The sequence below is a fragment of the Pseudoclavibacter sp. AY1H1 genome, from assembly GCF_002931055.1.
Lineage (GTDB): Bacteria > Actinomycetota > Actinomycetes > Actinomycetales > Microbacteriaceae > Pseudoclavibacter.
On record NZ_PSXX01000003.1, the window covers coordinates 91,717 to 117,105 of the forward strand.

General features: G+C 69.5%; 16 protein-coding genes. 4 read left to right on the top strand and 12 right to left on the bottom strand.

Annotation, left to right across the window (positions count from 1 at the left end; genetic code table 11):
* Positions 1-30 precede the first annotated feature (30 nt).
* The 10 genes from C5E05_RS07205 to C5E05_RS07255 form a co-directional block, all read right to left on the bottom strand.
* Positions 31-1,581 carry a hypothetical protein gene (locus tag C5E05_RS07205; protein WP_146081063.1) on the bottom strand — a complete coding sequence of 517 codons (1,551 nt, stop codon included), beginning with the start codon at positions 1,579-1,581 and terminating at the stop codon, positions 31-33.
* 86 nt (positions 1,582-1,667) lie between these two features.
* A complete protein-coding gene (gatB, locus tag C5E05_RS07210; protein ID WP_104306258.1) occupies positions 1,668-3,182 on the bottom strand; it encodes an Asp-tRNA(Asn)/Glu-tRNA(Gln) amidotransferase subunit GatB in 1,515 nt (504 codons plus the stop codon).
* Positions 3,182-4,708, bottom strand: a complete 1,527-nt coding sequence (gene gatA, locus C5E05_RS07215) for an Asp-tRNA(Asn)/Glu-tRNA(Gln) amidotransferase subunit GatA (protein ID WP_104341524.1) — start codon at positions 4,706-4,708, stop codon at positions 3,182-3,184. The genes gatB and gatA overlap by 1 nt, the downstream gene beginning before the upstream one ends.
* Entirely contained in the window at positions 4,705-5,004 is a 300-nt protein-coding gene (gatC, locus tag C5E05_RS07220) for an Asp-tRNA(Asn)/Glu-tRNA(Gln) amidotransferase subunit GatC (RefSeq protein ID WP_104298847.1), read from the bottom strand. The genes gatA and gatC overlap by 4 nt, the downstream gene beginning before the upstream one ends.
* A gap of 75 nt (positions 5,005-5,079) precedes the next feature.
* Positions 5,080-7,533 carry a DUF6882 domain-containing protein gene (locus C5E05_RS20085; protein ID WP_181059439.1) on the bottom strand — a complete coding sequence of 818 codons (2,454 nt, stop codon included), beginning with the start codon at positions 7,531-7,533 and terminating at the stop codon, positions 5,080-5,082.
* Between the two features lie 118 nt (positions 7,534-7,651).
* Positions 7,652-10,030: an NAD-dependent DNA ligase LigA gene (gene ligA, locus C5E05_RS07235; protein WP_104341526.1), complete on the bottom strand. Its 2,379-nt coding sequence runs from the start codon at positions 10,028-10,030 to the stop codon at positions 7,652-7,654.
* Entirely contained in the window at positions 10,027-10,503 is a 477-nt protein-coding gene (locus tag C5E05_RS07240; RefSeq protein ID WP_104341527.1) for a hypothetical protein, read from the bottom strand. The genes ligA and C5E05_RS07240 overlap by 4 nt, the downstream gene beginning before the upstream one ends.
* Positions 10,500-11,672 (bottom strand): tRNA 2-thiouridine(34) synthase MnmA, encoded by a 1,173-nt coding sequence (gene mnmA / locus C5E05_RS07245; protein ID WP_104341528.1) that lies wholly within the window; start codon positions 11,670-11,672, stop codon positions 10,500-10,502. Before mnmA ends, C5E05_RS07240 begins: the two co-directional genes overlap by 4 nt.
* A 73-nt stretch (positions 11,673-11,745) precedes the next feature.
* Positions 11,746-13,380, bottom strand: coding sequence for an MDR family MFS transporter (locus tag C5E05_RS07250; protein WP_104341529.1), 1,635 nt, complete (start codon positions 13,378-13,380; stop codon positions 11,746-11,748).
* On the bottom strand, positions 13,377-13,991 hold the full coding sequence (locus C5E05_RS07255) for a TetR/AcrR family transcriptional regulator (RefSeq protein ID WP_181059441.1): 615 nt from the start codon (positions 13,989-13,991) through the stop codon (positions 13,377-13,379). Before C5E05_RS07255 ends, C5E05_RS07250 begins: the two co-directional genes overlap by 4 nt.
* 76 nt (positions 13,992-14,067) lie before the next feature.
* On the opposite strand from C5E05_RS07255, the gene C5E05_RS07260 reads away from it, so the two are divergent.
* Positions 14,068-15,336: a CynX/NimT family MFS transporter gene (locus tag C5E05_RS07260; protein WP_181059443.1), complete on the top strand. Its 1,269-nt coding sequence runs from the start codon at positions 14,068-14,070 to the stop codon at positions 15,334-15,336.
* A gap of 1 nt (position 15,337) precedes the next feature.
* Here the strand turns inward: C5E05_RS07260 and C5E05_RS07265 are convergent, their stop codons facing one another.
* Both C5E05_RS07265 and C5E05_RS07270 read right to left on the bottom strand, forming a co-directional pair.
* Positions 15,338-17,215, bottom strand: a complete 1,878-nt coding sequence (locus tag C5E05_RS07265) for an ABC transporter ATP-binding protein (RefSeq protein WP_104240701.1) — start codon at positions 17,213-17,215, stop codon at positions 15,338-15,340.
* Between the two features lie 71 nt (positions 17,216-17,286).
* Positions 17,287-18,498 (bottom strand): cysteine desulfurase family protein, encoded by a 1,212-nt coding sequence (locus tag C5E05_RS07270; RefSeq protein WP_104341532.1) that lies wholly within the window; start codon positions 18,496-18,498, stop codon positions 17,287-17,289.
* A 120-nt stretch (positions 18,499-18,618) separates the two neighbouring features.
* Between C5E05_RS07270 and glgX the strand changes: the two genes are divergently transcribed.
* The 3 genes from glgX to glgB all read left to right on the top strand — a co-directional run bounded on the left by glgX (position 18,619) and on the right by glgB (position 25,346).
* Complete coding sequence (gene glgX / locus C5E05_RS07275) at positions 18,619-20,751, top strand: glycogen debranching protein GlgX (protein ID WP_104341533.1); 2,133 nt, start codon at positions 18,619-18,621, stop codon at positions 20,749-20,751.
* A gap of 266 nt (positions 20,752-21,017) precedes the next feature.
* Positions 21,018-23,084, top strand: a complete 2,067-nt coding sequence (locus C5E05_RS07280; RefSeq protein ID WP_104240784.1) for an alpha-1,4-glucan--maltose-1-phosphate maltosyltransferase — start codon at positions 21,018-21,020, stop codon at positions 23,082-23,084.
* A gap of 57 nt (positions 23,085-23,141) precedes the next feature.
* On the top strand, positions 23,142-25,346 hold the full coding sequence (glgB, locus tag C5E05_RS07285) for a 1,4-alpha-glucan branching protein GlgB (protein ID WP_104341534.1): 2,205 nt from the start codon (positions 23,142-23,144) through the stop codon (positions 25,344-25,346).
* Positions 25,347-25,389: the final 43 nt, after the last annotated feature.

Below are 25,389 nucleotides of genomic sequence, written 5' to 3' on the forward strand. Positions count from 1 at the left end.
GCACGGGCGGGCCGCAGCCTCGGGAGGCGATCAGCCCCCTGCGACGTACCGTTCGCCGTCTTCGCTCAGGCGGGTCCCCGTGGGGCCTTCGAGCTCGACCAGACCCGCTCGTGCTGCCTGCCGGACCGCCGCGGCGACGTTGACGGGGACACGCCACGTCATGCGCTCGAATGCGTTAGCGATCTCCGCGGCCGTGACCTCACCATCGGCGCTGAGGATGGCGGCGACCGCGATCGCGATGCGCTGCCCGTTGTTCGTCGGCTTGAGGTCGGACGCGAGGTCCTCGAGACTGCGCTTCGCCTGCGAGGCGGCACGAGATCGGCTCGACGCGGCGCCGCGCGCACCCGCCCTCGTGCGGGATGCGATGGGAGTGCTGGTGCTCCCACCGCGACTGTCTGGAGCTGAGTCGCCGGCTCGCCCCGCAGCGGACGCTCGCCCCTGACCAGCACGGACTCGAGTCGACGCGCGCACGGACGAGCCTGGGTTTCGCACCCGTCCTGGCCCTGCCGCTTCATCCTCGACTCGCCCCGGCGCACCGGTCACGGACGAGGGCGAGACGGCTTCCGGGTCCTTGGCGCTGTTGATCCCGGAGGGGCGGCGCGCGCGTCTGGCGCTGGCCTCCACCCCCGACCCGACGCTGGCGGCACCGGAGCCGCTCCGGCCGGACGACCTGGTGGGCCTCTCGTCCTTCGTCGGCGCATCGGGGGCCACCGTGCGGATGTCGATGGGAGAGAGATCCGCCGCGTCGACGCCGAACTCGACGACGGCGGTCACGTAGGTATCGAAGACTGCACGGTGCACGGAGGTGTCGTGCTGCTCGACAAGCGCGACGATGCCAGGGATGGCGCGGATGAGACGCGCGAAGCCGTGCGCCTCGTCGCCTTCGTCGGAGAGCAGCGCCGCGTCGCGGACGGTGCGCTCACGCGCGCTCGGTTCGGCCTTGCCCGGCTTCTGCTTGCCAGCTGCGGGAGCGGGTCTGCCTGGCGTCTTCGCCTCCGGCTTCCTCGCTCCTGGCTGCGTTGGCGTGCTGAGCCCGTCGTCCGGAGCTGACGCGCGAGGCTTCTCGGCAGACGAGTCTTCCTCGAGGGAGCTCTTGCCGACCTGCTTGGCTTCGCGGCCGGGATTGCCGGTCTCGCTCTTCTTGTCAGACTTGGCCTTCTTGTCCGACTTGGCTTTCTTGCCCGACTTCGACTTTTCGTCTGACTCGGCTTTCTTGTCCGACTTAGCCTTCTCGTCTGACTTGGTCTTCTTGTCAGACTTGGCTTTCTCGTCTGACTTATCTTTCTTGTCCGACTTGCTCTTCTTGTCCGACTTGGCCTTCTTGGCCGACGTGGTCTTCGTGGCGGACTCGGCGTGCTGCTTCTTGCCCTTGGGCTCTGCCGCGGCGACGGGATCCGCAGCTGACGGCGCGGCCACGTCTCCGAGGGAAGCCGGCCGCAGCACCGTCTTTGGCGGCTGCACGCGCTCCTTCTTGACCTTCGCCCGAGGGCCGCCCTGGGTGGCGTCGGGTCGCTCGACCGGCGTGTTCTTGCCTGACTTCTTGTTCGACTTCTTGCCCATACGACTCACTGCTCCGTTCACCGAGGCTCTGTGGCTCTGACGCTAGCGCCAGAGCCACAGAGGCACCTCAGTCGTGCCCGACAATTCCTCGGTGTACGACGTGGGTCCTACGAGTTCTGCGCGCGCTCCAACACGAGCTCGCGAACGCGTGCCGCGTCCGCCTTGCCCCTCATCGCCTTCATGACGGCGCCGATGACCGCGCCTGCGGCCTGCACCTTGCCGTCGCGGATCTTGGCGAGCACGTCGGGCTGCTGCGCGAGGGCAGCGTCGATGGCCTCGATGAGCGGACCGTCATCGCTGACGACGGCGAGTCCGCGTGACTCGACGACCTCCGCGGGTGAGCCCTCGCCTGCGAGCACACCCTCGAGCACGTCTCGCGCGAGTCGATCGTTGACGGTGCCCGCCGTGATGAGCCCGTCGAGCTCCGCGATCTGCGCCGGCGTCGCGAGGTCGGTCGCCTGCACGCCACGGTCGTTGGCGATGCGCGAGAGCTCGCCCATCCACCACTTCTTCGCACCGGCAGGCGTGGCGCCGGCGGCGACGGTCGCGTGGACGACGTCGAGGAGGCCAGCGTTGGCGATGTCCTGGAACTCCTGGTCGGCGAAGCCCCACTCCGACTTGAGGCGGCGGCGGCGAGCGACGGGTGCCTCTGGCAGCGTGGCGCGCAGCTCCTCGACCAGCTCGCGGCTCGGGCGCAGCGGCATGAGGTCGGGCTCCGGGAAGTACCGGTAGTCGTCGGCATCCGACTTCGGACGACCGGACGAGGTGCGTCCCGTGTCCTCGTGCCAGTGTCGCGTCTCCTGCGTGATGCTGCCCCCTGCCGCGAGGAGCGCTGCCTGACGCTGGATCTCGTAGCGCACGGCTCGCTCGATGGATCGGAAGGAGTTGACGTTCTTCGTCTCGGTGCGGGTGCCGAGCTTCTCCTCACCGCGCGGACGCAGCGAGACGTTCGCGTCACAGCGGAGGTTGCCACGTTCCATGCGAGCCTCGGAGACGCCGAGTGCGCGCACGATGTCGCGGATCGTCGAGACGTAGGCCGCCGCGAGCTGCGGCGTCTGCGCCTCGCCGCCGAAGATGGGCCGCGTCACGATCTCGACGAGGGGGACGCCAGCGCGGTTGTAGTCGACCAGGGAGTACTCGGCGCCCTGGATGCGCCCGGTGGAGCCGCCCACGTGGGTCAGCTTCCCTGCATCCTCTTCCATGTGGGCGCGCTCGATGGGCACGTGGAACACTGTGCCGTCTTCCAGCTCCACCTCGACCTCGCCGTCGAACGCGATGGGGTCGTCGTACTGCGAGATCTGGTAGTTCTTCGGGTTGTCCGGGTAGAAGTAGTTCTTCCGCGCGAAGCCCGAGACCTCCGCGATCTCGCAGCCAAGCGCGAGCCCGAGTGCGATCGAGTAGCGGACTGCCTGCTCGTTGACGACGGGCAGGGTGCCCGGGAGGCCGAGGTCGACCGGCCCGATGTTGGTGTTGGGCTCTCCGCCGACCTCGTTGCCCGAGTGGTTCGGGGTGTCGGAGAACATCTTGGTCTTGGTGCCGAGTTCGACGTGCACCTCGAGACCGATGACGGGCTCGTAGAGTTCGAGTGCGCGGTCGTAGTCCATGAGCTCTGGCTTGGCCATCAGCGTGCACCTGCCTTCAGCTGGGGGGCCTGCGAGAGCAGGGGCCCACCCCAGCGGTCTTCGAGAGTCTGTTCGAGTGCCGCGGCCACCCTGTAGAGGCGCGCGTCGTCACGGGCGGCTGCCATGAACTGGATGCCGACGGGCAGGCCGTTCTCCGGCGCGAGGCCGCCCGGAACGGAGATGCCGGGGACGCCGGCGAGGTTCGCCGGGATCGTCGTGAGGTCGGCCAGGTACATGGCCGTCGGGTCTTCCGCCTTCTCGCCGAGCTTGTAGGCGGTCGTCGGCGAGGTGGGTGCTGCGAGCACGTCGACCTCGGCGAACGCGGCGGCGAAGTCCTGCTGCACGAGTGTGCGCACCTTCTGCGCCGAGCCGTAGAACGCGTCGTAGTAGCCGGCGGAGAGCGCGTACGTGCCGAGGAGGATGCGGCGCTTGGCTTCGTCGCCGAAGCCCTTGCTGCGCGTCGCGGACATGACTCGCTCGACGGTGGTCCCCGAGGGGTCGGTGACCCGCAGGCCGAAGCGCACGGAGTCGTAGCGCGCAAGGTTGCTGGAGGCCTCCGCTGGCATGATCAGGTAGTACGCGGCCACGGCGTACTCGAAGTGCGGGGTCTCGATCCAGGAGATGATCGCGCCGCGTTCCTCGAGGGCTGCGAGCGCCTCCTGGAATCGCTGCGTGACGCCGGCCTCAAAGCCGGCTCCGTCGGCGATCTGCTTGGGGACGCCGATGCGCAGGCCACGGACGGAGTCGTCCGCGCGTCCCGCGAGCGCCGCCTGCGTGAACGACGGCCACTCGCCCGTGAGGGAGGTGGAGTCGCGTCGGTCGTGACCGGCGAGGACGTCGTGCAGTGCGGCGGTGTCGAGCACGCCGCGTGCTGCCGGCCCGATCTGGTCGAGCGACGAGCCGAGCGCAAGCGCGCCGTAGCGGCTCACGCCACCGTAGGTGGGCTTCATGCCGACGGTTCCGGTGACGGATGCGGGCTGACGGATGGACCCGCCCGTGTCGGTGCCGAGCGCGAGCGGCGCCTCGTAGGCGGCGACGGCAGCGGCGGAACCGCCGCCGGACCCGCCTGGGATGCGCTCGAGGTCCCACGGGTTGTGGGTCGGCCCGTAGGCGGAGTGCTCCGTCGAGGAGCCCATCGCGAACTCGTCGAGGTTGGTCTTGCCGATGATGACGAGGTCGTTGTCGCGGAGGCGCTCGACGACGGTCGCGTCGTACGGAGGCACCCACCCTTCGAGAATGCGCGAGCCGGCGGTCGTCGGGGTGCCCTTGGTCGCGATGTTGTCCTTGACCGCGACGGGGACGCCGGCCAGCGGTGAGAGCTTCTCCCCCGCTTGGCGCTTCGCGTCGACACGTCCGGCTGCGGCGAGTGCGGAGTCGGCGTCGACGTGGAGGAAGGCGTGGACGTCTCCGTCGACTGCCTCGATGCGCTCGAGGTGCGCGGTGGTCGCCTCGATGGAGCTGATGCTGCCGTCGGCGATCGACGCGGCGAGGTCGGTCGCGCTCAGGCGCGTGATGTCGGTGCTCACTGCTCTTCCCCCAGGATCGCGGTCACGCGGAAGCGAGTTCCGTCGCTGTCCGGGGCACCCGCGAGTGCGGCGTCGCGGTCCAGCGGCTCGCCGACCTCGTCGGCTCGCGTCACGTTGTGCATGGCGATCGGGTGGGTCGTCACCTTGACGTCAGGCGTCGCAACCTCCTGCACTTTCTGGATGAGGTGCTGGATCTCGATGAGTTCGCCGGTGACGCGCTCGATCTCGCCTTCGGCGAGGTCGATGCGCGCGAGCTGAGCGAGGTGCTCAACGTCGGCGGCAGTGATGTCGGTCATTCGTCTCCGATAGTGAGTCGGCCAGGGCTGGACAAGTCTAGGCCGCGTGCTGACGCGGCCGTGCTCCATCCGTGGCTACTGGCGTGGTGGCTGCTGCTGGGGAGGCTGGGACGATGGCCCATTGCCCTGCCAGCGGGGGTCGTATCCGGGCTGCCCCGGCTGGGCGGGCTGCTGTCCCGGGTACTGCGGCTGCCCCTGGTAGGGCGGCTGCCCCGGCTGAGCGGGCTGTTGCCCCGGGTACTGCGGCTGGCCCTGGTACGGCGGTTGGCCTGGAGTCTGCGGCTGGCCCTGGTACGGCGGCTGGCCGTGCTGGGGCTGCGTGCGCGCAGGCTGGCCGTTCCATCCGCCGGGCTGCGGGTTCTGCTGCGCGCCGCGCGTCGGCGGGAACTGCTGCGGGGCGCCCTGCTGGCGGGGATCGAAGCCCCCGGCCGGGCCAGGGTAGGGAGTGCCCGGGTACGGCTGGCCCGGCTGCTGCTGGCCGGGGTACGGCTGGCCCGGGTTGGGCTGGCCCGGGTTGGGCTGGCCCGGGTTGGGCTGGCCCGGATACTGCTGACCCTGGTTGTGCTGGCCCGGATACTGCGGCTGTCCCTGGCGTGGGTCACGCTGCTGCTGGGACGGCGCGCGACCGAAGTCGTTGCCGGCTGCCGGCTGCTGCCCCTGCCAGGAACCCCCTTGCTGCGGCGGCCGCCCCTGCGGCGGCTGTCCCTGCTGGCCCTGCGGCCCTGGCTGCTGGCCCTGTCCGGGGCGCGCTGCACCCCATGGAGCCTGAGGCTGATACCCGCCTGCCGGGCCAGGCTGCCCCTGGGTTCCCTGATTCTGCTGACCCGGGAACTGCCGACCTGGAGCCTGCTGGCCCGGGAACTGCTGCCCCGGCGCCTGCTGACCCGGGAACTGCTGCCCTGGGAACTGCTGCCCCGGCGCCTGCTGGCCGGGGAACTGCCGTCCCGGCGCCTGCTGGCCCGGGAATGACTGCCCCGCCGGGTAGGCCTGTCCGGGATTCTGCTGCGGCTGAGGTTGCTGCCACGCTCCCTGGCCTTGGCCAGGCCCGGGCTGGGCGCCGGGCTGCGGCCAGCCCTGACGAGGAGGCTGGCCCTGGTTGCTCGGCTGCCCGAACTGCGTCGGCTGAGCGTCCTGCGGTGGGTTGGCCAGGTGCGGCGGCAGGAACCCCTGGGCCGCGCCCTCACCAGGCGCAGGTGCTGGCACGGGCGGAGGTCCGCCGTTGGGAGGAGCGACGGCGGATGCTGGTGTGCGCTCCCATCGGGGCGAGGCGTCGAAGGGCTGCCAGGGCGCGCTCGGCGCCTGCTGCTGGGCAGTAGCCGAGGATGCTGCTGGCGCCTGCGACGCCGACGCCGCGCTCGGCTGATCCCGGCGCTGCGGGATCGGCACGTACGGAGCTGAAGCCGGCACGACGGGCGGAGGCGGAGTCGGGAGCCCCGCCGGCGGCACGACCGGGACGGGCGCGGGCTGCTGGGCCTCGAACGACGGCGCCTCGCGAGGATGCACCGGCGGAGCGGCGGTCGAGGAGGCGGTGGGGCTGACGTGCAGCTCGGCCGGCGCTTGGCTCTCCGATGAAAGCTCGGCCTCTGGGCCCTGCTCGCCCTCGGTGCGCGAGTCGAGGGTGGCCGATGGGGCGGTCAGCGAAGAGGAGGCGGTGTCCGCGGCCGATTCGGGAGCCGGGTGGGGGTCCGCTGCGGTGGTGTGCTCGACACCGGGATGAGGAGCGGGCGCGGGATCCGAGAGAGGCGCGGGCCCCCGAGCGGGGTCGGGTTCCGTAGTGGGCTCAGGCTCCGAAATCGGCGCAGGCTCCGAGACGGGCGCGGGCTCGACTGCGGCCTCGGGAGCGCTGTCGTCTCCGGCCGGGACCGCGGCGGCGGGCGCCACGCGCACCACGAGCACCTGCTGGGCGTCGTCGAGTGTGATCTCGACCAGTCCGTCGCCGGTCGCCAGCTCGTAGCTCGCGGCTCCCGTGCGCTGGAGCTGCGAGTGCGTCCGCGCCGCGTAGGAGTGCAGCGCACGCACGTGGTCGCTCAGGACACCCGCGTCGACGGCGTCGAGGATGGCGCGGGTCGCACGTTCTGCGGTTGTGGCCGCGTCGGGCCCCGCCTGCACCATGAGATGCACCTGGACGCCGGGCGCCGCTTCGACGACGACGCTGTCGCGTGAGCGCGTCAGCGCCTTGGCCGCGAGGACGAGGTGGAGCGGAGACGCCTCGTCGGTCTTCACGACCGACGAGGAGAGCTGCTCTGGGCCACCGTCGAGCACGAACGAGCGCACCCGGCCGGCAAGCTCGATGGCCTGCTCCGGGAAGCCGTTGACGTTGTTCCAGCCCCACATCCACGTGCCGGCGCTCTGCGCGACGCTGCCGATCAGCTGCACCGGAAGTACCGTCGCGGTCGGTTGGGTCTGATACGTGATCGACGGGGCGGTGAGGTCGACGTCCCATCCGGCGTCGCCGAGCTGCTCCGTGAGCTGCGCGTGCGCGTCGAAGTGGAGGATGGCGGCGTCGTCCGCCAGATCTTGCAAGCTCACGCTGAGCATGGTTCCCCGTTCCCCCGCGGCGAGCCATTGCCACGGCCTGCACACTGTAGCCGAGCGACCGGTCCGCCGCCTCGGAATCCGCTTCCTGTCGTCGGTGCGCGCCGAGCTCTCATTCCGCGACGGCTCGCAGGTGCTCGACCGCGCTGGGTCCACCTTCGAGGAGCAGGCGGAAGCCGTCTGCGTCGAGGATGGGGATGCCGAGTTCCTCGGCCTTCGTCAGCTTCGAGCCCGCTCCGGGCCCTGCCGCGACGAAGTCGGTCTTCTTCGACACGCTGCCAGCGGCCTTCCCGCCGGCGGCGATGATCGCCTCCTTGGCGCCGTCCCGCGTGAACCCCTCGAGGGTTCCCGTCGCCACGACGCTCAGGCCGGAGAGCGGCCCCTCGGTGCTGGTCCGCGCGCCGGGGCCCGGATGGTCCGGCGTGGCGAAGCGCACTCCGGCAGCCCGCCAGGCCTCGACGATGTCACGGTGCCAGTCTTCCGCGAGCCACTCGACGATCGCGTCCGCGATGGTCGGGCCGACGCCCTCGACCTGGGCGAGCTCCTCGGCCGGAGCCGCCTCGATCGCCTCAAGGGAACCGAACCAGTCCGCGAGTGCCCGCGCGGCAACGGGGCCGACGTGGCGGATGTTGAGCGAGACGAGCTGACGCCAGAGGTCTTTCGTCTTGGCGACCTCGAGCTGCTCGAGGAGGGTCGTCGCCTGCTTTGAAGGCTCGACGAGCCTGAAGTCCTTCTTGATGCCGGCCTTGCGTCGTTCGGCGGGCGTCATCTCCTCGGAGCCCGGCGGGTAGACGAGTGAGACCTTCTGGAACGGAGCCCTCCGGATGAGCTCGCCCGTCTCATCGTCGGTCCTGGGCTCTCCCGTCTCCGAGTCGCGGACGACGACCTCGATGGGGACGATCTCCTCGAGGGTGAGCGCGAAGAGCCGAGCCTCGGTCTCGAGCGGCGGCAGCTCGGGCACCGTCGGCTGGGTCAGCGCTGCGGCGGTCACCTCGCCGAGCGCATCGATGTCGAGTCCCCCGCGCGAGCCGATGTGCTCGACTCGGCCTCGGACCTGGGCAGGACACGAGCGGGCGTTCGGGCAGCGCAGGTCGACGTCGCCCTCCTTCATGGCACGCAACGGGGTCCCGCACTCCGGGCAATCGCTCGGCATGACGAAGTCGCGCACGTCGTCGCCGCGCAGCTCGAGCACCGGCCCGAGCACCTCCGGGATGACGTCGCCGGCCTTGCGCAGCACGACCGTGTCGCCGATCTTGACGCCTTTGACCCGCACCACGTCCTGGTTGTGGAGGGTCGCCATCCGCACGACGCTGCCCGCCACCTTGACGGGTGCCATGATCGCGAAGGGCGTGACGCGCCCGGTGCGTCCCACGCTCGCCGCGATGTCGAGGAGCTTCGTGTGCACCTCTTCTGGCGGGTACTTGTAGGCGATGGCCCAGCGCGGCGCGCGGCTGGTCATGCCGAGCTCGTCGTGCAGCTCGAGCTCGTCGACCTTCACGACGATGCCGTCAAGCTCGTGCTCGACGGAGTGGCGTTCGGCCCCGTAGTGCTCGACGAAGTCGACGACGTCGTCGACCGCCTCGGCGACCTTGGCGTACGGGGTGACGGGCAGGCCCCATCCGGCGAGGAGCTCGTAGACCTGGCTCTGCGAATCGACCGGTGGTGAGGGCCACGCGCCGATCCCGTGCACATACATCCGCAGCGAGTGGAGTCGGAGCTCGCCGGCCTCGCGTTCGAGGCCGCTCTTCTTCTCGAGCTGCTGCCGCAGGCCCCCGCTGGCCGCGTTGCGCGGGTTCGCGAAGTCGGGAAATCGCTTCGTGGCCCGCTCCAGCTCGGCCTGCTCGTCGAACTCACCGCGCGTCGCGGCGGGCCGGGCTTCCCACCTCGCCCGGTACTCGTCGACGGCACGGGGGCGCAGCGACGCCTGGAACTCGTTGAGCTGCGTGAACGCGGCGACCGGGATGTAGACCTCGCCTCGGACCTCGACGATCGGCGGGTGCCCCTCGCCCGAGAGCGCTTCGGGGATGCCGTCGATCTGCAGCGCGTTCTGCGTGACCTCCTCGCCCGTGCGACCGTCACCGCGGGTTGCCGCGGTGACGAGCCTGCCGTGCTCGTAGCGCAGGGCGATGGCGAGGCCGTCGATCTTCAGCTCCGTGAGCCAGGCGACTCGGCGGCCCGCGGCCGCCTCCGTCTTGGCGCACCACTCGCGCAGCTCGTCGATCGAGAAGACGTTGTCGAGGGAGAGCATGCGCTCCGCGTGCTCGATGGGCCGCAGGCCGTCAGCGACGCCGCCGCCGACCGTCTGCGTCGGGGAGTCCTGCGACTGCAGCTCGGGATGCTCGCGCTCCAGCTCGTCGAGCTCGCGGACGAGCGTGTCGTACTCGGCGTCCGAGACGAGCTGCGCGTCGCGCTCGTAGTACGCCGCCTGGTACTCGGCGACGAGCTCCCGCACCTCGGCGACGCGTTCCCGTGCATCCTCGAAGCTCGTCACGCTGTCGCTCCTGCGCGGGAGCTGAGCGTCGCCATCGCGGCCTTGCGGCTCACGGAGACCAGCCAGTCTTTCTTGCCCGCGAGGCGCTTGGCGGCGCGCCGCTCGCTGGTCGTCTCGAGGTAGCTCTGCACGATGCCGACGACGGCGATGAGCACCGCGAAGACGGCGAACACGATCTGCCAGGTGGGTTCGAGCTGCATGAGGAAGTTCGAGGCGAGGAACACCGTGCCGCCGATGAGGAACCAGAGCACGAGGGCGAGGATCCAGTCCTTCACTCCGAACGGGCGCGCCTCCAGGGTGCAGCGCTTCGCGAGCTGGAGGGCTGGCGCGTCGAAGTGCTCGTCGTAGTCACTGCGCCAGCGCTCCGAGTCGGAGAGGTTCTTGTACTTCGCCGCCCAGCGCTCCGCTCGGTCGGTGAGCATGTCCATCGCCTCGCCGTCTTTCAGGACCGAGCCCTCAGCCTGCTTGCTCATGCCGCCTCCTGCCCGTCTGCGCTGCCTGCAACGCCATCTTGCGCGGTGCTCTCCTGCACGGCGCTCACGGTTCGGTCGATCGTGAACTGGCCGAGCACGCTCGTGCCGACGTAGACCACGGCAGTCTGGCCTGGTGCGACCCCGACAAGCGGCTCGTCGACGACCACGCTCCATTCGACGCCCGGGATGGTGGCGTCGTCACGCGTGCTCGCGGCGCTCGCGCTCACACGCGCGGTGGCGGGGACCGGATCGGCGTGGGCGCGGATCTGGACGTCGCAGCGGAACGCGCCGTCGGCCTCCGTCTTCGCGGCGCCCGTCCAGCTCATCCGCTGGCCGGCGATCTCCGCGATGTTCAGCGCCTCCTTCGGCCCCACGACGACCTCGTTGGTCTTCGGGCGGATCTCGAGCACGAACCGCGGCTTCCCGTCGGGGGCTGGAACGCCGAGCCGGAGCCCCTTGCGTTGGCCGACGGTGTAGGCCGTCGCTCCGTCGTGCTCGCCGAGCTTCGCGCCGGCGCTGTCGACGACCTCGCCGGTGGCTGTGCCGATGCGGTCACCGAGCCATCCCCGAGTGTCGCCGTCTGGGATGAAGCAGATGTCGTGCGAGTCGGGCTTCTGCGCGACGCTGATTCCGCGCTCGGCGGCCTCCGCACGGACGAGATCCTTGGAGGGCGTGTCTCCGAGCGGGAAGTAGCAGTGCTCGAGCTGCTGCTGGGTGAGCACGCCGAGCACGTACGACTGGTCTTTCGCCCAAGCACTCGCTCGGTGCAGTTCGACGAGTCCGTCCTCGCCCGTCGCGAGGGTGGCGTAGTGCCCCGTGCACACGGCATCGAACCCGAGGTCGATGGCCTTCTCGAGGAGCGCCGCGAACTTGATCTTCTCGTTGCAGCGCATGCAAGGATTCGGCGTGCGGCCGGCGCTGTACTCCGCGATGAAGTCATCGACGACGTCGAGCTTGAACCGCTCGGAGAAGTCCCACACATAGAACGGGATGCCGAGGAGGTCGGCGGCACGACGGGCGTCCATCGAGTCCTCGATGGTGCAGCACCCTCGAGACCCCGTGCGGAGCGTGCCTGGCATTCGGGAGAGCGCGAGGTGCACGCCGATGACTTCGTGCCCGGCCTCGACGGCTCGGGCTGCTGCGACGGCGGAATCGACCCCGCCGCTCATGGCGGCTAGAACTTTCACCGGATAAGTGTACGTCGGGCCTCCGACACCGCCCCGTGTGCGGAACAGGTAGGGGTCAGCCGATGTGCGTCGCCGAGGTTGTCGTGGCCGGCTCAGCACCGGTCGCGAGCGGCTTCTCCTTCAGGAAGGACAGCGCGATGATGGAGATGACCGTCAGGGGCACAAGCGCGAGGAAGATCGGGATGAGCGCCTCGTTGTACGAGCCGATGATGATGGCCCTGAGCTGATCGGGCAGCTCAGCGATCGCCGCCGGCGTGAAGGAGCTCGCGCCGTCCTCGGCGGCTGCCCCGTCCGGAAGACGGTCGGCCACCATCTGCGTCAGCCGCGCTGCGAAGACCGAGCCCACAACCGCGGAGCCGAGCGTCGCGCCGACCTGGCGGAAGTAGTTGTTGGCCGCCGTCGCGGTGCCCACGATGCGAGCGGGGAACGAGTTCTGCACGATGAGCGTGAGCAGCTGCATGCTCCCGCCGAGTCCGATCCCCATGATGCCGAGGGCGACGCAGATCATCCACACCGGGCTGTCGACCGTGACGAACGAGAGCACCAGGAGCCCGGCACCGAGCACGGCGGACCCCGCGATGGGCACCCACTTGTAGCGCCCCGTGCGCGAGACGTACTGGCCGCTCAGGATCGATGTGATCAGCAGCGCACCCATCATGGGGGTCATCAGCAGGCCGGACACCGTTGGTCCGGACCCCGTCACCATCTGCAGGTAGGTCGGCATGTAGCCGAGCGTGCCGAACATGATGACGCCCGTGGAGAGGCTGGCGATCGTCGTCAGGATGAAGTTGCGGTCGCGGAACATGCCGAGCGGCATGATCGGGTTGGCGGCACCGCGCTCGACGAAGACGAACGCCGTGGCCGAGACGACGGCAAGCGCTGCGAGCAGCAGGATCGTCGGCGACGTCCACGCGTACTGCGATCCGCCCCACGTTCCGACGAGCACGAGCGCGGTCGTCGCGAGGGAGATGAGGGCCATGCCGCTGACATCGATCCGAGTGCGTTCCTGCGCGGGGCGCTTGGGGAGACGGAGGAGGAAGATCGTCGCCAGCAGCGCAAGAGCACCGAGCGGCAGGTTGATCCAGAACACCCAGCGCCATCCCGGCCCTTCCGTGAACCAGCCACCGAGCAGCGGGCCAGCCACGGAGGAGAAGGCGAAGACCGCGCCCATGACCCCCATGTACTTGCCACGCTCGCGCGCGGGGACGACGTCGGCGATGGCGGCCTGCGACAGGATCATGAGGCCACCGCCGCCGAGCCCCTGGACGATGCGCGCGCCGATGAGCAGCTCGATCGAGGGAGCCAGGCCGCCGAGCACCGAGCCGGCGATGAACAGCCCGATGGCGATGAGCAGCAGCGGCTTGCGTCCGAACAGGTCGGAGAGGTTGCCGTAGACGGGCATCATGACGGTCGACGCCAGGATGAACGACGTCACGACCCAGCTCATGTGCTCGACTCCGTGGAGCTCCCCCACGATGGTCGGCATGGCGCTGGAGAGGACCGTGTTGTTGAGCGATGCCATGAGCATCGTGACCATCAGGCCGAGGAAGAGCGGAACGATGCTCCGCTTGTGGGACGTGCCGGTGGTCGCGCCAGCCGCGGGCCTCGCTGCGCGCGCGCCGTCGCTCGCGCCGGTTCTTGTGCCGGTCTCGGCGCGGGCCTGCGAATCGATGCTGGGGGGAGTCGTCATAGGGATTCTGAGATCGCTTTCCTGAATACGTCGATAGAGCGGTTGATGGCGGCTTCCCGGTCGACCAGGATGCCGTGGGGGTCGTTCCGGCTGGTGAAGCGCAGGATGGTGGCGGCGAGCGACAGGAGTGCCTTGGCGGACTCGATGCCGTCAGGCAGCGGCTCGGTCGAGCTGTCGCCGTCCTGCTCGGTCAGGATCGCGAGGACGATGTCCTCAGCCGCGCTGATGTGGCGCCTGAGGCGCTCCTCGAGCACTGGGTTCTGGTCGGCGAGCGTGCGCCGCCGTGGGAAGTCGTCGTGGTCGGGAATTGCCGAATCGAGGACAGCCAGCATGAGCCGCATCGTGCGGCCGAACGAGTCACCCGCGCTTGCGCGGAAGTCCGCGAGGGCGCCGTCGGGCAGGGTCGGTGCCTGCATGCCGAGCACCGCATCCTCTTTGCTCGGGAAGTAGTTGAAGAAGGTTCGGCGTGAGACGCCGGCGCGATCGCTGATCGCGTCGATCGTGGTCTCGTCGAGGCCCCGCTCGATCGTGAGGTCGGCAGCGGCATCGTGGATGGCGTGCCAGCAGTCGATGCGGTTGCGTTCGCGGAGGGAAAGGGCTGGATTCGACACCACTCAAGAATATGCATGAGTGCAAAGTTTCACAAGTGCAACTTTCCTGTGCAGGTCCTGGGTACAGTGGCACCTCGTGTCGACTCTCCCCGCTCCGAACCCCTCAGGCAGCGCACGGTCCCCGTGGTTCTGGACGGCACTCGCCGTCCTCGCGCTGGTGCTCCTCGCACTGAACCTGAGGACCGCCGTCACCAACGCCTCGCCGATCTTCGATCTCATCTCCGTCGACCTCCCGCTCCAGGGCGCCACCACCGGGCTCCTCACGATGCTGCCTCCCGTCGCGTTCGCGATCGCCGGCCTCGTCACCCCGTGGCTGCTGCGTCGCGTGCGCCTCGAGCTGCTCATCGTCCTCGCCCTGGCCGCCATCATCGCCGGCCACCTGCTCCGAGGAGCGGCCCCCGACGTCCCCACCCTCCTCGGCGGCAGCGGCATAGCCCTCCTCGGCATGGGCATCGGCAACATCCTCCTGCCGCCGGTCGTCGTCACGTACTTCCGGTCGCGCATCCCCGTCATGACCTCCACCTACGCGATCGTCGTCGCGCTCGGCACGATGCTGCCTCCGCTGCTCGCGGCGCCCGTCGCCCTGGCCTCCGGCTGGCGGACCTCGCTCTCGATGTGGGGCATCGTCGCAGCCTCGGCAGCCGTGCCGTGGCTCATCCTCCTCGTTCGCGCGCAGGTGCGAGCGGCGCGCGGACACGTGCCCGAGACGACGGGCGCCGTGACGCTGCCGAACGGCAAGCCCGCACGGCCCGCACGCTCCATCTGGCGCTCCAAGCGGGCATGGGCGCTCGCCACGACCTTCGCGATCTCGTCGATGAACGCGTACTGCTGCTTCGGCTGGCTCCCCACGATCCTGCAGGAGCGGGCGGGGGCAGACACGGTCGCCGCGGCCGGCTACCTCTCGCTGTTCGCGGCCATGGGCATCCCGCTCTCGCTGGCGACCCCGCTTGTCATCAAGCACCTCGGCACCACGTGGCCGCTCATCTCCGCGGCGGCCGGCTTCGCGCTCGGCTACCTGGGCCTCATCCTGGCCCCGACGGCAGCCCCGGTCGCCTGGGTGCTGCTCATCGGCTTCGGACAGCTGATCTTCCCCATCTGCCTCACGCTCATCGGCCTTCGCGCATCGGGCCAGCGCGGGTCGGCCATCCTGAGCGGCTTCGTCCAGCTCGTCGGCTACGCCCTCGCTGCCCTCGCGCCGTTCACGGTCGGCGTGCTGGCCACGGCGACGGGCAACTGGTCGATCCCGCTTGGCCTCCTCGCCGTGCTCACCCTCGGCGTCATCCCGCTCGCCCCCGCGCTTGCTGGCAAGTGGAAGATCGAAGACGAGATCCAGCTGGCCCGCTGAGTCAGGATTCGAGCTCTGGCTCGACGTCGGTGCGCTGCTCCTCGTGGAGCGCGGCGTAGAGCCCGCCGCCGGCCATGAGCTCTGCGTGGCTGCCACGCTCGACGATGCGGCCCTCGTCGAGGACGCAGATCACGTCGGCGTCCTTCACCGTCGAGAGGCGGTGCGCGATGGCGAGCACCGTGCGCCCCCGCGATGCGGCGTCCAGCGCACGCTGCACGAATCGCTCCGACCGTGTGTCCAGAGCGCTGGTCGCCTCGTCGAGGACCAGGACGGCCGGGTCCTTGAGGAGAACTCGCGCGATGGCGACGCGCTGCTTCTCACCGCCGGAGAGCCGATACCCGCGCTCCCCCACCAGCGTCTCGTACCCGTCGGGGAACTTCGAGATGGTCTCGTGGATGTTGGCCTGCCGGCACGCATCCTCGATCTCCGCCTGCGTCGCCTCGGGCTTCGCGAAGCGCAGATTCTCTGCGATCGACGCATGGAACAGGTAGCTCTCCTGGCTCACGATGCCCGTGTTGGCGATGAGCGCGTCGTGGTCGAGGTCTCGCACGTCGGTGCCGGCGAACCTCACGGCTCCGGATGACGCCTCGTAGAGCCGCGGAACCAGGTAGCCGATGGTCGTCTTCCCGGCACCGCTCGGCCCGACGAACGCGACGAACTCACCGGGACGGACCGTGAACGAGACGTCGTCGAGCGTGGGGGCCGCGTCGGTCTCCGCGTCCGGGTAGCTGAACGACACGTGATCGAACGTCACCTCGCCGAGCCTCGACTCGTCGAGGGGCGTCGGCGCCGGCGACGGCGTGATGGCGGGCGCCAGGTCGAGGTACTCGAAGATGCGGGCGAAGAGCGCCTTCGACGTCTGCACCTCGAGACCGATCCGCATGAGTCCGATGAGCGGCATCGTGAGCCTCGTCTGCACCGTCGTGAAGGCGACGATCGCCCCGGCCGTGAGATCGACGCCACCCGTGATGAGGTACGCGGCGACGATGTAGACGGCCGCGGGAACGAGCGAGAACACGATCGACACGAACGCGAAGAAGCTCTGGCCGCTCATGGTCTGCTTGACCTGGAGGCCGATCTGCTTGAGGTTCTCAGCGCGATACCGCTGCCCCTCGGCCTCCTCGCGACCGAACGACTTCGCGAGCAGGATGCCGGAGACGCTCAGCGACTCCTGCGTGATGGCCGTCATCTCGGAGAGCGACTCCTGCGTCTTCGTCGCGATCCGGGCACGCACCTGGCCGACCCGACGCTGCGCCCAGACGAGCGCTGGCATGAGCACGAAGGCGATGATCGTGAGCTGCCACGAGAGCAGCGCCATCGCGACGACGGCTGCGAGGACGGTGACGATGTTCCCGACGACGCTCGTGATCATCGACTGCAGCGTGGATGCGACGCCACCGACGTCGTTCTGCAGGCGGGACTGGATGACGCCGGTCTTCGTGCGCGTGAAGAACGCGAGCTCCATGCGCTGGAGGTGCTCGAAGAGCCGCACGCGGAGGTCGCCCATGACCGAGTTGCCGACGCTGGCCGTGAAGTACGTCTGCACGACCCCGAGCGCGCTCGAGGCGACCCACAGCAGCGCCATGAGCCCGACGATCTTCCACAGCTCGCCGATGTTCGGCCCAGCTCCATCGGGCGGGAAGAGGCCGACATCGAACGCCTGCTCGGTGAGCAGCGGAGGCAGCACCGAGATGGCGGCGGTGACGAGCACCAGCGCCAGCGCGATGGCGATCTTCCGCCGGTACGGCGAGAACAGTCGGATGACCCGCTGCCACAGGTCGTCGATCTGTGGGGCCTGCTCGTTCGCCGCGCGGAGCACGGACTCATCGCGCACGCGGCCTCCGGCAGGGGGCCCGCCTCCAGCGCCTCGCATCGTCATGGCGTCAGCGTAGGCGCATCCGCCGACACTGAGGCGAGAGCCGAGGCCTGCTCAGCGGAGACGACTTGAAACTAGACGGCGCGGTCCGAGAAACCGGCGGTGCGCGCCTGCTCCACGATCCGCGGCAGCACTGCGAGGAGGGCGTCGATGTCCGCAGCTGACGTCGAGGTGCCCAGCGTGAAGCGGAGCGCGCTGAGCGCCGCACGCTCGTCGAGGCCCATGCCGAGCAGCACGTGAGAGGGCTCCGCGATGCCGGCCTGGCAGGCCGAGCCCGTCGAGACGGAGAACCCTGCCATGTCGAGCAGGAAGAGCAGCGAGTCGCCCTGGCAGCCCTCGAAGGTGACGTGGACGTTCCCGGGCACCCGCGCCCTGACCTCCACGCCGCGATCGACGAGCGCGCCGTCCAGCGGTGCCCCTCGAAGCTGCGCGCCCGGAATGCGCGCGAGGCCCTCCGAGAGCCGCAGCGCGAGGCCGTCGAGGCGCGCCCCCTCCGCAGCCATACGCGTCATCGCGGCATCGGTGGCCGCTGCGAAGGCGAGCGCCGCCGGTACGTCCTGCGTGCCCGAGCGCACACCCCGCTGCTGCCCTCCACCGTGGATCAGCGCCTCGACCGTGTGGGCGCGCGCGAGGGCGAGAGCCCCCATCGCGACGGGTCCGCCGATCTTGTGCGCGGAGACGCTGAGCGCCGCGACGCCGAGATCGCGGAGGGAGACGGGAATGTGCCCGAACGCCGCGACGGCGTCGACGTGCACGGGAATCCCCTGCTCATTCGCGAGCTCGGCGAGCGCACGCACGGGCTGCACGGATCCCACTTCGTTGTTCGCGAGGATGACCGTGACCAGGGCGATCTCGTCGGCGTGCTCGCGCATTCGTGCTGCCGCGACCTCGAGATCGACGAGGCCTGCTGCATCGACAGGCAGCCAGTCGATGACCGCTCCCTCGTGCGCGGCGAGCCATTCGAGCGCATCCACCGTCGCATGGTGCTCACCTCGAGGCGCCAGGATGCGCGTTCGGGTCGGCCGCTGCCGCAATCGCGACCAGTAGAGGCCCTTGACGCCGAGGTTGATGGCCTCGGTGCCGCCAGAGGTGAACACGACCTCGATGGGGTCCGCGCCGAGCGCGGCTGCGACGCGCTCTCGTGCCCCCTCGAGCATCCGCTTCGCTGCCTGCCCGTGGCCGTGAATCGACGACGGATTCCCCGTCAGCTCGAGTCCCGCGAGCAGCGCAGCCCTCGCCTCCGGCACCATTGGCGTCGTCGCGGCGTGGTCGAGGTAAACGGCCATTTCGCTCCTCGCCTCACTCTCGACATAGACTTGCGCGATCTGTGCGCACCAGGACGCACGCATGTGACCAGGAAGCCGCCGGACGGCGCCCGGCCGCTCGATTCGAACAGTTTAGGCCTCATGCCCGATTCCCAGACCCGCTCAGACCTCGGCGTGACCCACCGCCAGGGAATCGCGCGCCTCCGCGTGTTCTCGATGCACGCGACCTCGATGACGCTGTGCCTCGTGGCCGCCGACGGCACGGTCACGCGGACCATCGAGATGGCCAGCATGCCAGGCGGCGTCTGGCAGGCAGAATGCGCCGAGCTCGTGAACGGGCAGCGGTACGCCGTGCGCGCCGACGGGCCGTCGAGCGGAACGAACGCCTTCGACAGGCATCGGCTGCTCGTCGAGCCGTACGCCAGGCAGGTCGCGAACGTCGGCAGCCCGGCCGTCCCGGTCTGGACCGCCCAGGTCGTCGAGTCCGAGCCCTTCGACTGGGGTCAGGTGCGAGCACCGCTCCTCCCCCTCCGCGACGTCGTCGTCTACGAAGCGCACGTCAAGGGATTCACGCAGCTCGCCCCGCACATGCCGGAAGACCTGCGTGGCAGCTACGCCGGCCTCGCGCACGAGGACACGATCGCCTACCTCCAATCGGTCGGCGTCACGGCGGTGGAGCTGCTTCCCGTGCACGCGTTCGCGTCCGAGTCGTTCCTGCGGCGCCAGGGCATGGCGAACTACTGGGGCTACAACACGCTCGGATTCTTCGCCCCGCATGCCGACTACGCCTCCCCCGCCGCCCGTGCGGCGGGCCCGCACGCGATCGCGCGCGAGTTCAAGGGCATGGTCAAGCACCTGCACGCAGCCGGCATCGAGGTGTACCTCGACGTCGTCTACAACCACACCTCCGAGGGTGGGCGCGGCGACGAGACGTCCATGTTCCGCGGCCTCGACAACGCCACGTACTACCGGCACGACATGCACGGCAACCCGATCGACCAGACCGGCTGCGGCAACTCGCTCGACACGTCGGAGGCGATCGTGCGCGAGCTCATCCTCGACTCGCTCAGGTACTGGGTGGAGGAGTTCCGCATCGACGGCTTCCGCTTCGACCTGGCGGCAACGCTCGGCCGAAATGCGCACCATGCCTTCGAGACGCATCACCCCCTGCTCGAGGCGATCGTCCGCGACGACCGCCTGGCCGACACGAAGCTCATCGCGGAGCCGTGGGACGTCGGCATGGGCGGCTGGCAGACGGGCAACTTCCCGGAGGACTGGTCGGAGTGGAACGACAGCTTCCGCGACCACGCACGTTCGTTCTGGGTCAGGGACATCGCCGAGGCGCGCAGCTCCGGCGTGCATCCCGAGGGTGCTGGCGCGTTCAGCACCTCGCTCGCCGGCTCGTCCGACATGTTCAGCGACGACCGCGGGCCCCTCGCCTCCGTCAACTTCGTGACGGCCCACGACGGCTTCACGCTTCGCGATCTCGTCTCCTACAACGTCAAGCACAACCTGCAGAACGCCGAGCTCGGCCGCGACGGGACCGGCGACAACCGCTCCTGGAACTTCGGCGTCGAGGGGCCGAGCGACCGCGGCGACATCGAAGCGCTGCGCAGGCGCTCCATGCGCAACCTCCTCGGCACTCTGCTCCTGAGCGCGGGTGTGCCCATGCTGACGGCGGGCGATGAGGTCGCGCGGTCGCAGAAGGGCAACAACAATCCGTACAACCAGGATTCGCCCCTCACCTGGTTCTCCTGGGAGCTGAGCGAGGTCCAGCTCGCCCAGCTCGCGCACACGCGCAGGCTCATCGAGCTGCGTGCGCAGCACCAGGTGCTGCGTCCGAGCAGCTTCAACCACGGGCACGCGCTCAGCGAGCACGGCACCAGGCGCCGGTGGTTCGACGCGCTCGGCAACCCCATGGGCGACGGCTCCTGGCAGGGGCCGGGCGGGCGAACCCTGCAGGTGCTGCTCGACGCCTACATCCCGGAAGCCGATGCCGACTTCACGGGCGACGCCGAGCTCGTCGACGGGGTGCGGATGCTCACCGACCGGCTCCTGCTCGTCGTGCACGGCAGCGAGGACGACGCGGCGCTCCGCGCGCCAGCCGTCGACGAGATCACCGGGTACCGGCTCCTCTGGGACTCGACGCACGAGCACCCGGACGAGGCGCTCAGCGCCAGTCGCGTGCTCGTCCCAGGTCAGCTCACCGGTCTCGAGGGACCCTCCGTGCAGGTCTACGCCGTGGACGTCGAGCCGGGACACCACCACATCTAGACCACGGCGTGGGGGTCGTTCGCATTCCGTGACACGCGAACAGCCCCGATGCGGGTGGGTGTTGGTAGCGTTCGGATGTGGCAACGACACCAGCGTCAGACGACCAGATTCCACCGAGCCGCCCACGTCGGGCAGCCGCGAAGCGAGCGAGCACCTCGCCGAAGCCTGCCCCAGCGGTGCAGGACGCGCCAGTGAGCGCAGCGGCAGCACCCGAGCCCTCCTCGGCCAAGGCGCCAAGGGCGCGCAAGCCGAAGGCTCCAGCGGCGATGCCGGCCGCAGCCGCGGCCGTCGCGACGGCGCTCCCGCCGACCGGCGACGCTTTCCCGGGCTCCGGCTACGTCCCGGTGATCGGCCGCATCCCCATCCTCGACCTGCAGCCGCAGCTCGTCGACAACCTCTTCCCGACGAAGGGGTACGTGGGCGATGTCGTGCCCTTCTCGTGCGTCGCCTTCCGCGAGGGACACGACATCATCGGCGTCGAGCTCGTGCTCACCGAGCCCGGCGCGGAGGCCACGCGCATCCGCATGCAGCCTGGCCCGAAGGGCACCGACTCGTGGCTCGCCGAGGCGCAGGTCACCGCCGCCGGCACCCACGAGTGGTGGGTCGAAGCCTGGAACGACGACTTCGCGACCTGGCAGCACAACGCGGAGATCAAGATCCCCGCAGGCATCGATGTCGACGTCATGCTCGAGCTCGGTGCGATGGTCGTCGACCGTGCGGCCACCAATCCTGAGCTCACCGCGCATCAGAGTGCCGTGCTGCGGGACGCGGCGACCGCGTCGCGCTTCACCTCCCGGTCCGCTTCCTTCCGCCTCGCCTCGCTGCTCGCCGAAGACGTGCTCGAGGTCGTCGAGGCGCACCCCGTCCGCTCCCTCGTGACGCGCTCGGCCAAGCGCAGCATCCAGGTGGACCGCGCGCTGGCCGGAAACGCGGCCTGGTACGAGTTCTTCCCCCGCTCGGAGGGCGCCAGGCAGGCGGCGGACGGCAGCTGGACCTCCGGCACGTTCCGCACCGCTGCCGAGCGAGTGCCTGCGGTCGCAGCCATGAACTTCGACGTGCTCTACGTTCCGCCGATCCACCCGATCGGGCACACCAACCGCAAGGGGCCGAACAACTCCCTTACGACGGAGCCTGGAGACCCGGGCTCCCCGTGGGCGATCGGGTCCGCAGAAGGCGGCCACCGCGACATCCACCCCGACCTGGGCACCGTCGAGGACTTCCGGTACTTCGTCAGCGAGGTCGAGAAGAACGGCATGGAGCTCGCCCTCGACCTCGCCCTGCAGGCGACCCCCGACCACCCGTGGGTAGCTGAGCATCCTGATTGGTTCACGCAGCTGCCAGACGGCAGCATCGCCTACGCCGAGAACCCGCCGAAGAAGTACCAGGACATCTACCCGATCAACTTCGACGGCGACCGCAACGGCCTGTACGCGGAGGTCCTCGACACGGTCGAGTACTGGATCGACCTCGGCGTCAAGATCTTCCGCGTCGACAACCCGCACACGAAGCCCCTGCAGTTCTGGGAGTGGCTGATCCACGAGGTCAACGCCAAGCACCCCGAGGTCATCTTCCTCGCCGAGGCGTTCACCCGACCCGCCATCATGCACGCGCTCGCGAAGGCCGGCTTCCAGCAGTCGTATACCTACTTCACCTGGCGCAACACGAAGACGGAGCTCGAGGAGTACCTCACCGAGGTATCGAAGGAGTCCAGCGACTTCCTTCGCCCGAACTTCTTCGTCAACACACCGGACATCCTCACCGAGTACCTGCAGAAGGGTGGGCGCAACGCCGCGAAGATCCGAGCGATCGTCGCCGCCACCTCCTCCCCGCTGTGGGGGGTCTATGCCGGATTCGAGCTCGCCGAGAACGTGGCCCGCCCCGGTTCGGAGGAGAACATCGACAACGAGAAGTACGAGTTCAAGCAGCGCGACTGGGCGGCCCAGGAAGCGAGCGGCTACTCCCTCGCTCCGCTGCTGACGAAGCTCAACGAGCTGCGCCGCGCCAACCCGGCGCTCCAGCAGCTGCGCAACTTCGAGGTGCAGTTCAGCGACAACGAGAACGTGCTCGTCTTCTCCAAGCACCTGCCCGCCGAGTACGCCGCCGACGGCGTCTCCAACACGGTGATCGTCGCGGTGAACCTCAACCACTCCGGTATCGAGGAGGCGACCGTCTACATCGACCAGACGAAGTTCGGGTTCGCGTCCGACACGGAGTTCGGGGTGGAAGACCTCCTCAGCGGGCACGAATGGGTCTGGGGCGGCGCGAACTACGTGCGCCTCGACCCATCCACCCTCCCCGCGCACATCCTGCGCGTCAGGCACTCGGCACTCTGACCCGTCGTCCGGTCGCGCCAGGCGGCGCGACCGGACGATCTCGAGAACGGAAACACCATGACCGACGAACTCAAGCCCGCCGCTCCCGCACCGATCGGCGTTCCCGAGGGTGAGCTGCGCTCGGTCGCCGAGGGCACGCACTCCGGCCCCCACGCGATCCTCGGGCAGCACCTGCAGGAAGACGGGCGCACGCTCATCCGAGCGCGTCGCCCCCTCGCGGAGCGCGTCACCGCGATCCTCGAGTCCAGCGGCGAGCGGGTCGAGCTGCAGCATCTCGCCCACGGTATCTGGCAGGGCGTGCACGAGCACGGCCTCGACGACTACCGCATCGAGACGGTCTACAGCGACGGCGTTCCGCACATCGTCGACGACCCCTACCGCTTCCTCCCAGTCGTGGGCGAGGTCGACCAGTTCCTCTTCGGCGAGGGGCGCCACGAGCGCCTCTGGCATGTCTTCGGCGCCCACCACCGCGAGCACTGGGGCACCTACTCCGCCGTCTGGGGCACCTCGTTCGTCGTCTGGGCACCCCACGCCCAGGCCGTGCGCGTCATCGGCTCGTTCAACGGCTGGGATGGCCGGGCGCACGCCCTGCGCCGCCTCGACGCACTCGGCATCTGGGAGCTCTTCGTGCCAGGCGTCACGCCGCACGAGACCTACAAGTTCCAGATCCGCACCGCCTCCGGCGACTGGGTCGAGAAGGCAGACCCCCTGGCGCTGCACGCGGAGCAGCCGCCGCAGACCGCGTCGGTCATCGCGAACCCCAGCACGTACGAGTGGGGCGACGGCGACTGGATGACGTCCCGGGCGCAGAAGGACCCGCACACGGGCCCCATGACCACCTACGAGCTCCACGCCATGTCCTGGCGTCCCGGACTCGGCTACCGCGAGCTGGCTGACCAGCTCGTCGAGTACCTCGACGGCCTCGAGTTCACCCACGTGGAGTTCATGCCGCTCTCGGAGCACCCCTTCGGCGGCTCGTGGGGCTACCAGGTCACCGGCTACTACGCGCCGACCTCCCGCCTCGGCTCGCCCGACGACCTGCGCTACCTCATCGACCGGCTCCACCAGGCCGGTTACGGCGTCATCATGGACTGGGTGCCCGGCCACTTCCCGAAGGACAGCTTCGGCCTCGCCGAGTTCGACGGCCAGGCGCTCTACGAGCACGCCGACCCTCGGCTCGGCGAGCAGCTCGACTGGGGCACGAAGGTCTTCAACTTCGGTGACTCCCAGGTGCGCAACTTCCTCGTCGCCAACGCGCTGTACTGGCTCGAGGAGTTCCACATCGACGGGCTGCGCGTCGATGCCGTCGCCTCCATCCTCTACCTCGACTACTCGCGCGAGGAGTGGGTGCCGAACATCCACGGCGGGCGCGAGAATCTCGAGGCCATCGCCTTCCTGCAGGAGGTCAACGCGACGGCCTACAAGCTCTACCCCGGTATCGCCATGATCGCCGAGGAGTCGACGAGCTGGGCTGGCGTCACGAAGCCGACCGAATGGGGCGGCCTCGGCTTCGGCCTCAAATGGAACATGGGCTGGATGAACGACAGCCTCAGGTACGTCGAGCGCGACCCCATCTACCGCTCCCACCACCAGGGAGACCTGACGTTCTCGTTCGTGTACGCGTGGAGCGAGCGGTTCCTGCTTCCCATCAGCCACGACGAGGTCGTCCACGGCAAGGGGTCTCTGTACTCGAAGATGCCAGGCGACGAGTGGCAGAAGCTCGCCGGCACGCGCCTCTTCCTGGCGTACCAGTGGGGCCACCCGGGCAAGCAGCTGCTCTTCATGGGGCAGGAGTTCGCGCAGCAGACCGAGTGGAGCGAGTCTCGCGGCCTCGACTGGTGGGAGCTCGACAACCCCGGCCACGCGGGCGTCCAGCGTCTCGTCGGAGACCTCAACCGTCTCGCGAAGCACGAGGGCGCGCTCTGGGAGCTCGACGACGACTCGTCCGGCATGGTGTGGCTCAGCGGCGACGACGCAGCGAACAGCGTCCTCGCATTCGCGCGCCGTGGTTTCGACGGCACTCCGGACGTCGCGATGATCTTCAACTTCTCGAACCAGGCCATCGGCGGCTACCGCCTCGGCCTGCCACACGCCGGACGCTGGTCGGAGGTGCTCAACACCGACGCGGAGACGTACGCGGGTTCGGGGGCCGGCAACTACGGTTCCGTCACGACCGAGGACGTCGCATCCCACGGTTTCGCGCAGTCAGCGGCCATCACCCTCCCGCCGCTCGCGGCAGTCTGGCTCAAGTTCGAGGGCTAGGAGACCCGCAGGCTCAACGGAGCGAGGCCCGGATGCGATCTGA

What these genes read in the sequence shown, in the direction of transcription:
- C5E05_RS07270 (WP_104341532.1), bottom strand. Translation starts at nt 18,498, where the DNA reads ATGGCCGTTTACCTCGACCACGCCGCGACGACGCCAATGGTGCCGGAG.
- C5E05_RS07280 (WP_104240784.1), top strand. Translation starts at nt 21,018, where the DNA reads ATGCCGGCCGCAGCCGCGGCCGTCGCGACGGCGCTCCCGCCGACCGGC.
- mnmA (WP_104341528.1), bottom strand. Translation starts at nt 11,672, where the DNA reads ATGAGCGGCGGGGTCGATTCCGCCGTCGCAGCAGCCCGAGCCGTCGAG.
- C5E05_RS07250 (WP_104341529.1), bottom strand. Translation starts at nt 13,380, where the DNA reads ATGACGACTCCCCCCAGCATCGATTCGCAGGCCCGCGCCGAGACCGGC.
- gatC (WP_104298847.1), bottom strand. Translation starts at nt 5,004, where the DNA reads ATGACCGACATCACTGCCGCCGACGTTGAGCACCTCGCTCAGCTCGCG.
- C5E05_RS07265 (WP_104240701.1), bottom strand. Translation starts at nt 17,215, where the DNA reads ATGACGATGCGAGGCGCTGGAGGCGGGCCCCCTGCCGGAGGCCGCGTG.
- glgB (WP_104341534.1), top strand. Translation starts at nt 23,142, where the DNA reads ATGACCGACGAACTCAAGCCCGCCGCTCCCGCACCGATCGGCGTTCCC.
- glgX (WP_104341533.1), top strand. Translation starts at nt 18,619, where the DNA reads ATGCCCGATTCCCAGACCCGCTCAGACCTCGGCGTGACCCACCGCCAG.
- gatB (WP_104306258.1), bottom strand. Translation starts at nt 3,182, where the DNA reads ATGGCCAAGCCAGAGCTCATGGACTACGACCGCGCACTCGAACTCTAC.
- C5E05_RS07240 (WP_104341527.1), bottom strand. Translation starts at nt 10,503, where the DNA reads ATGAGCAAGCAGGCTGAGGGCTCGGTCCTGAAAGACGGCGAGGCGATG.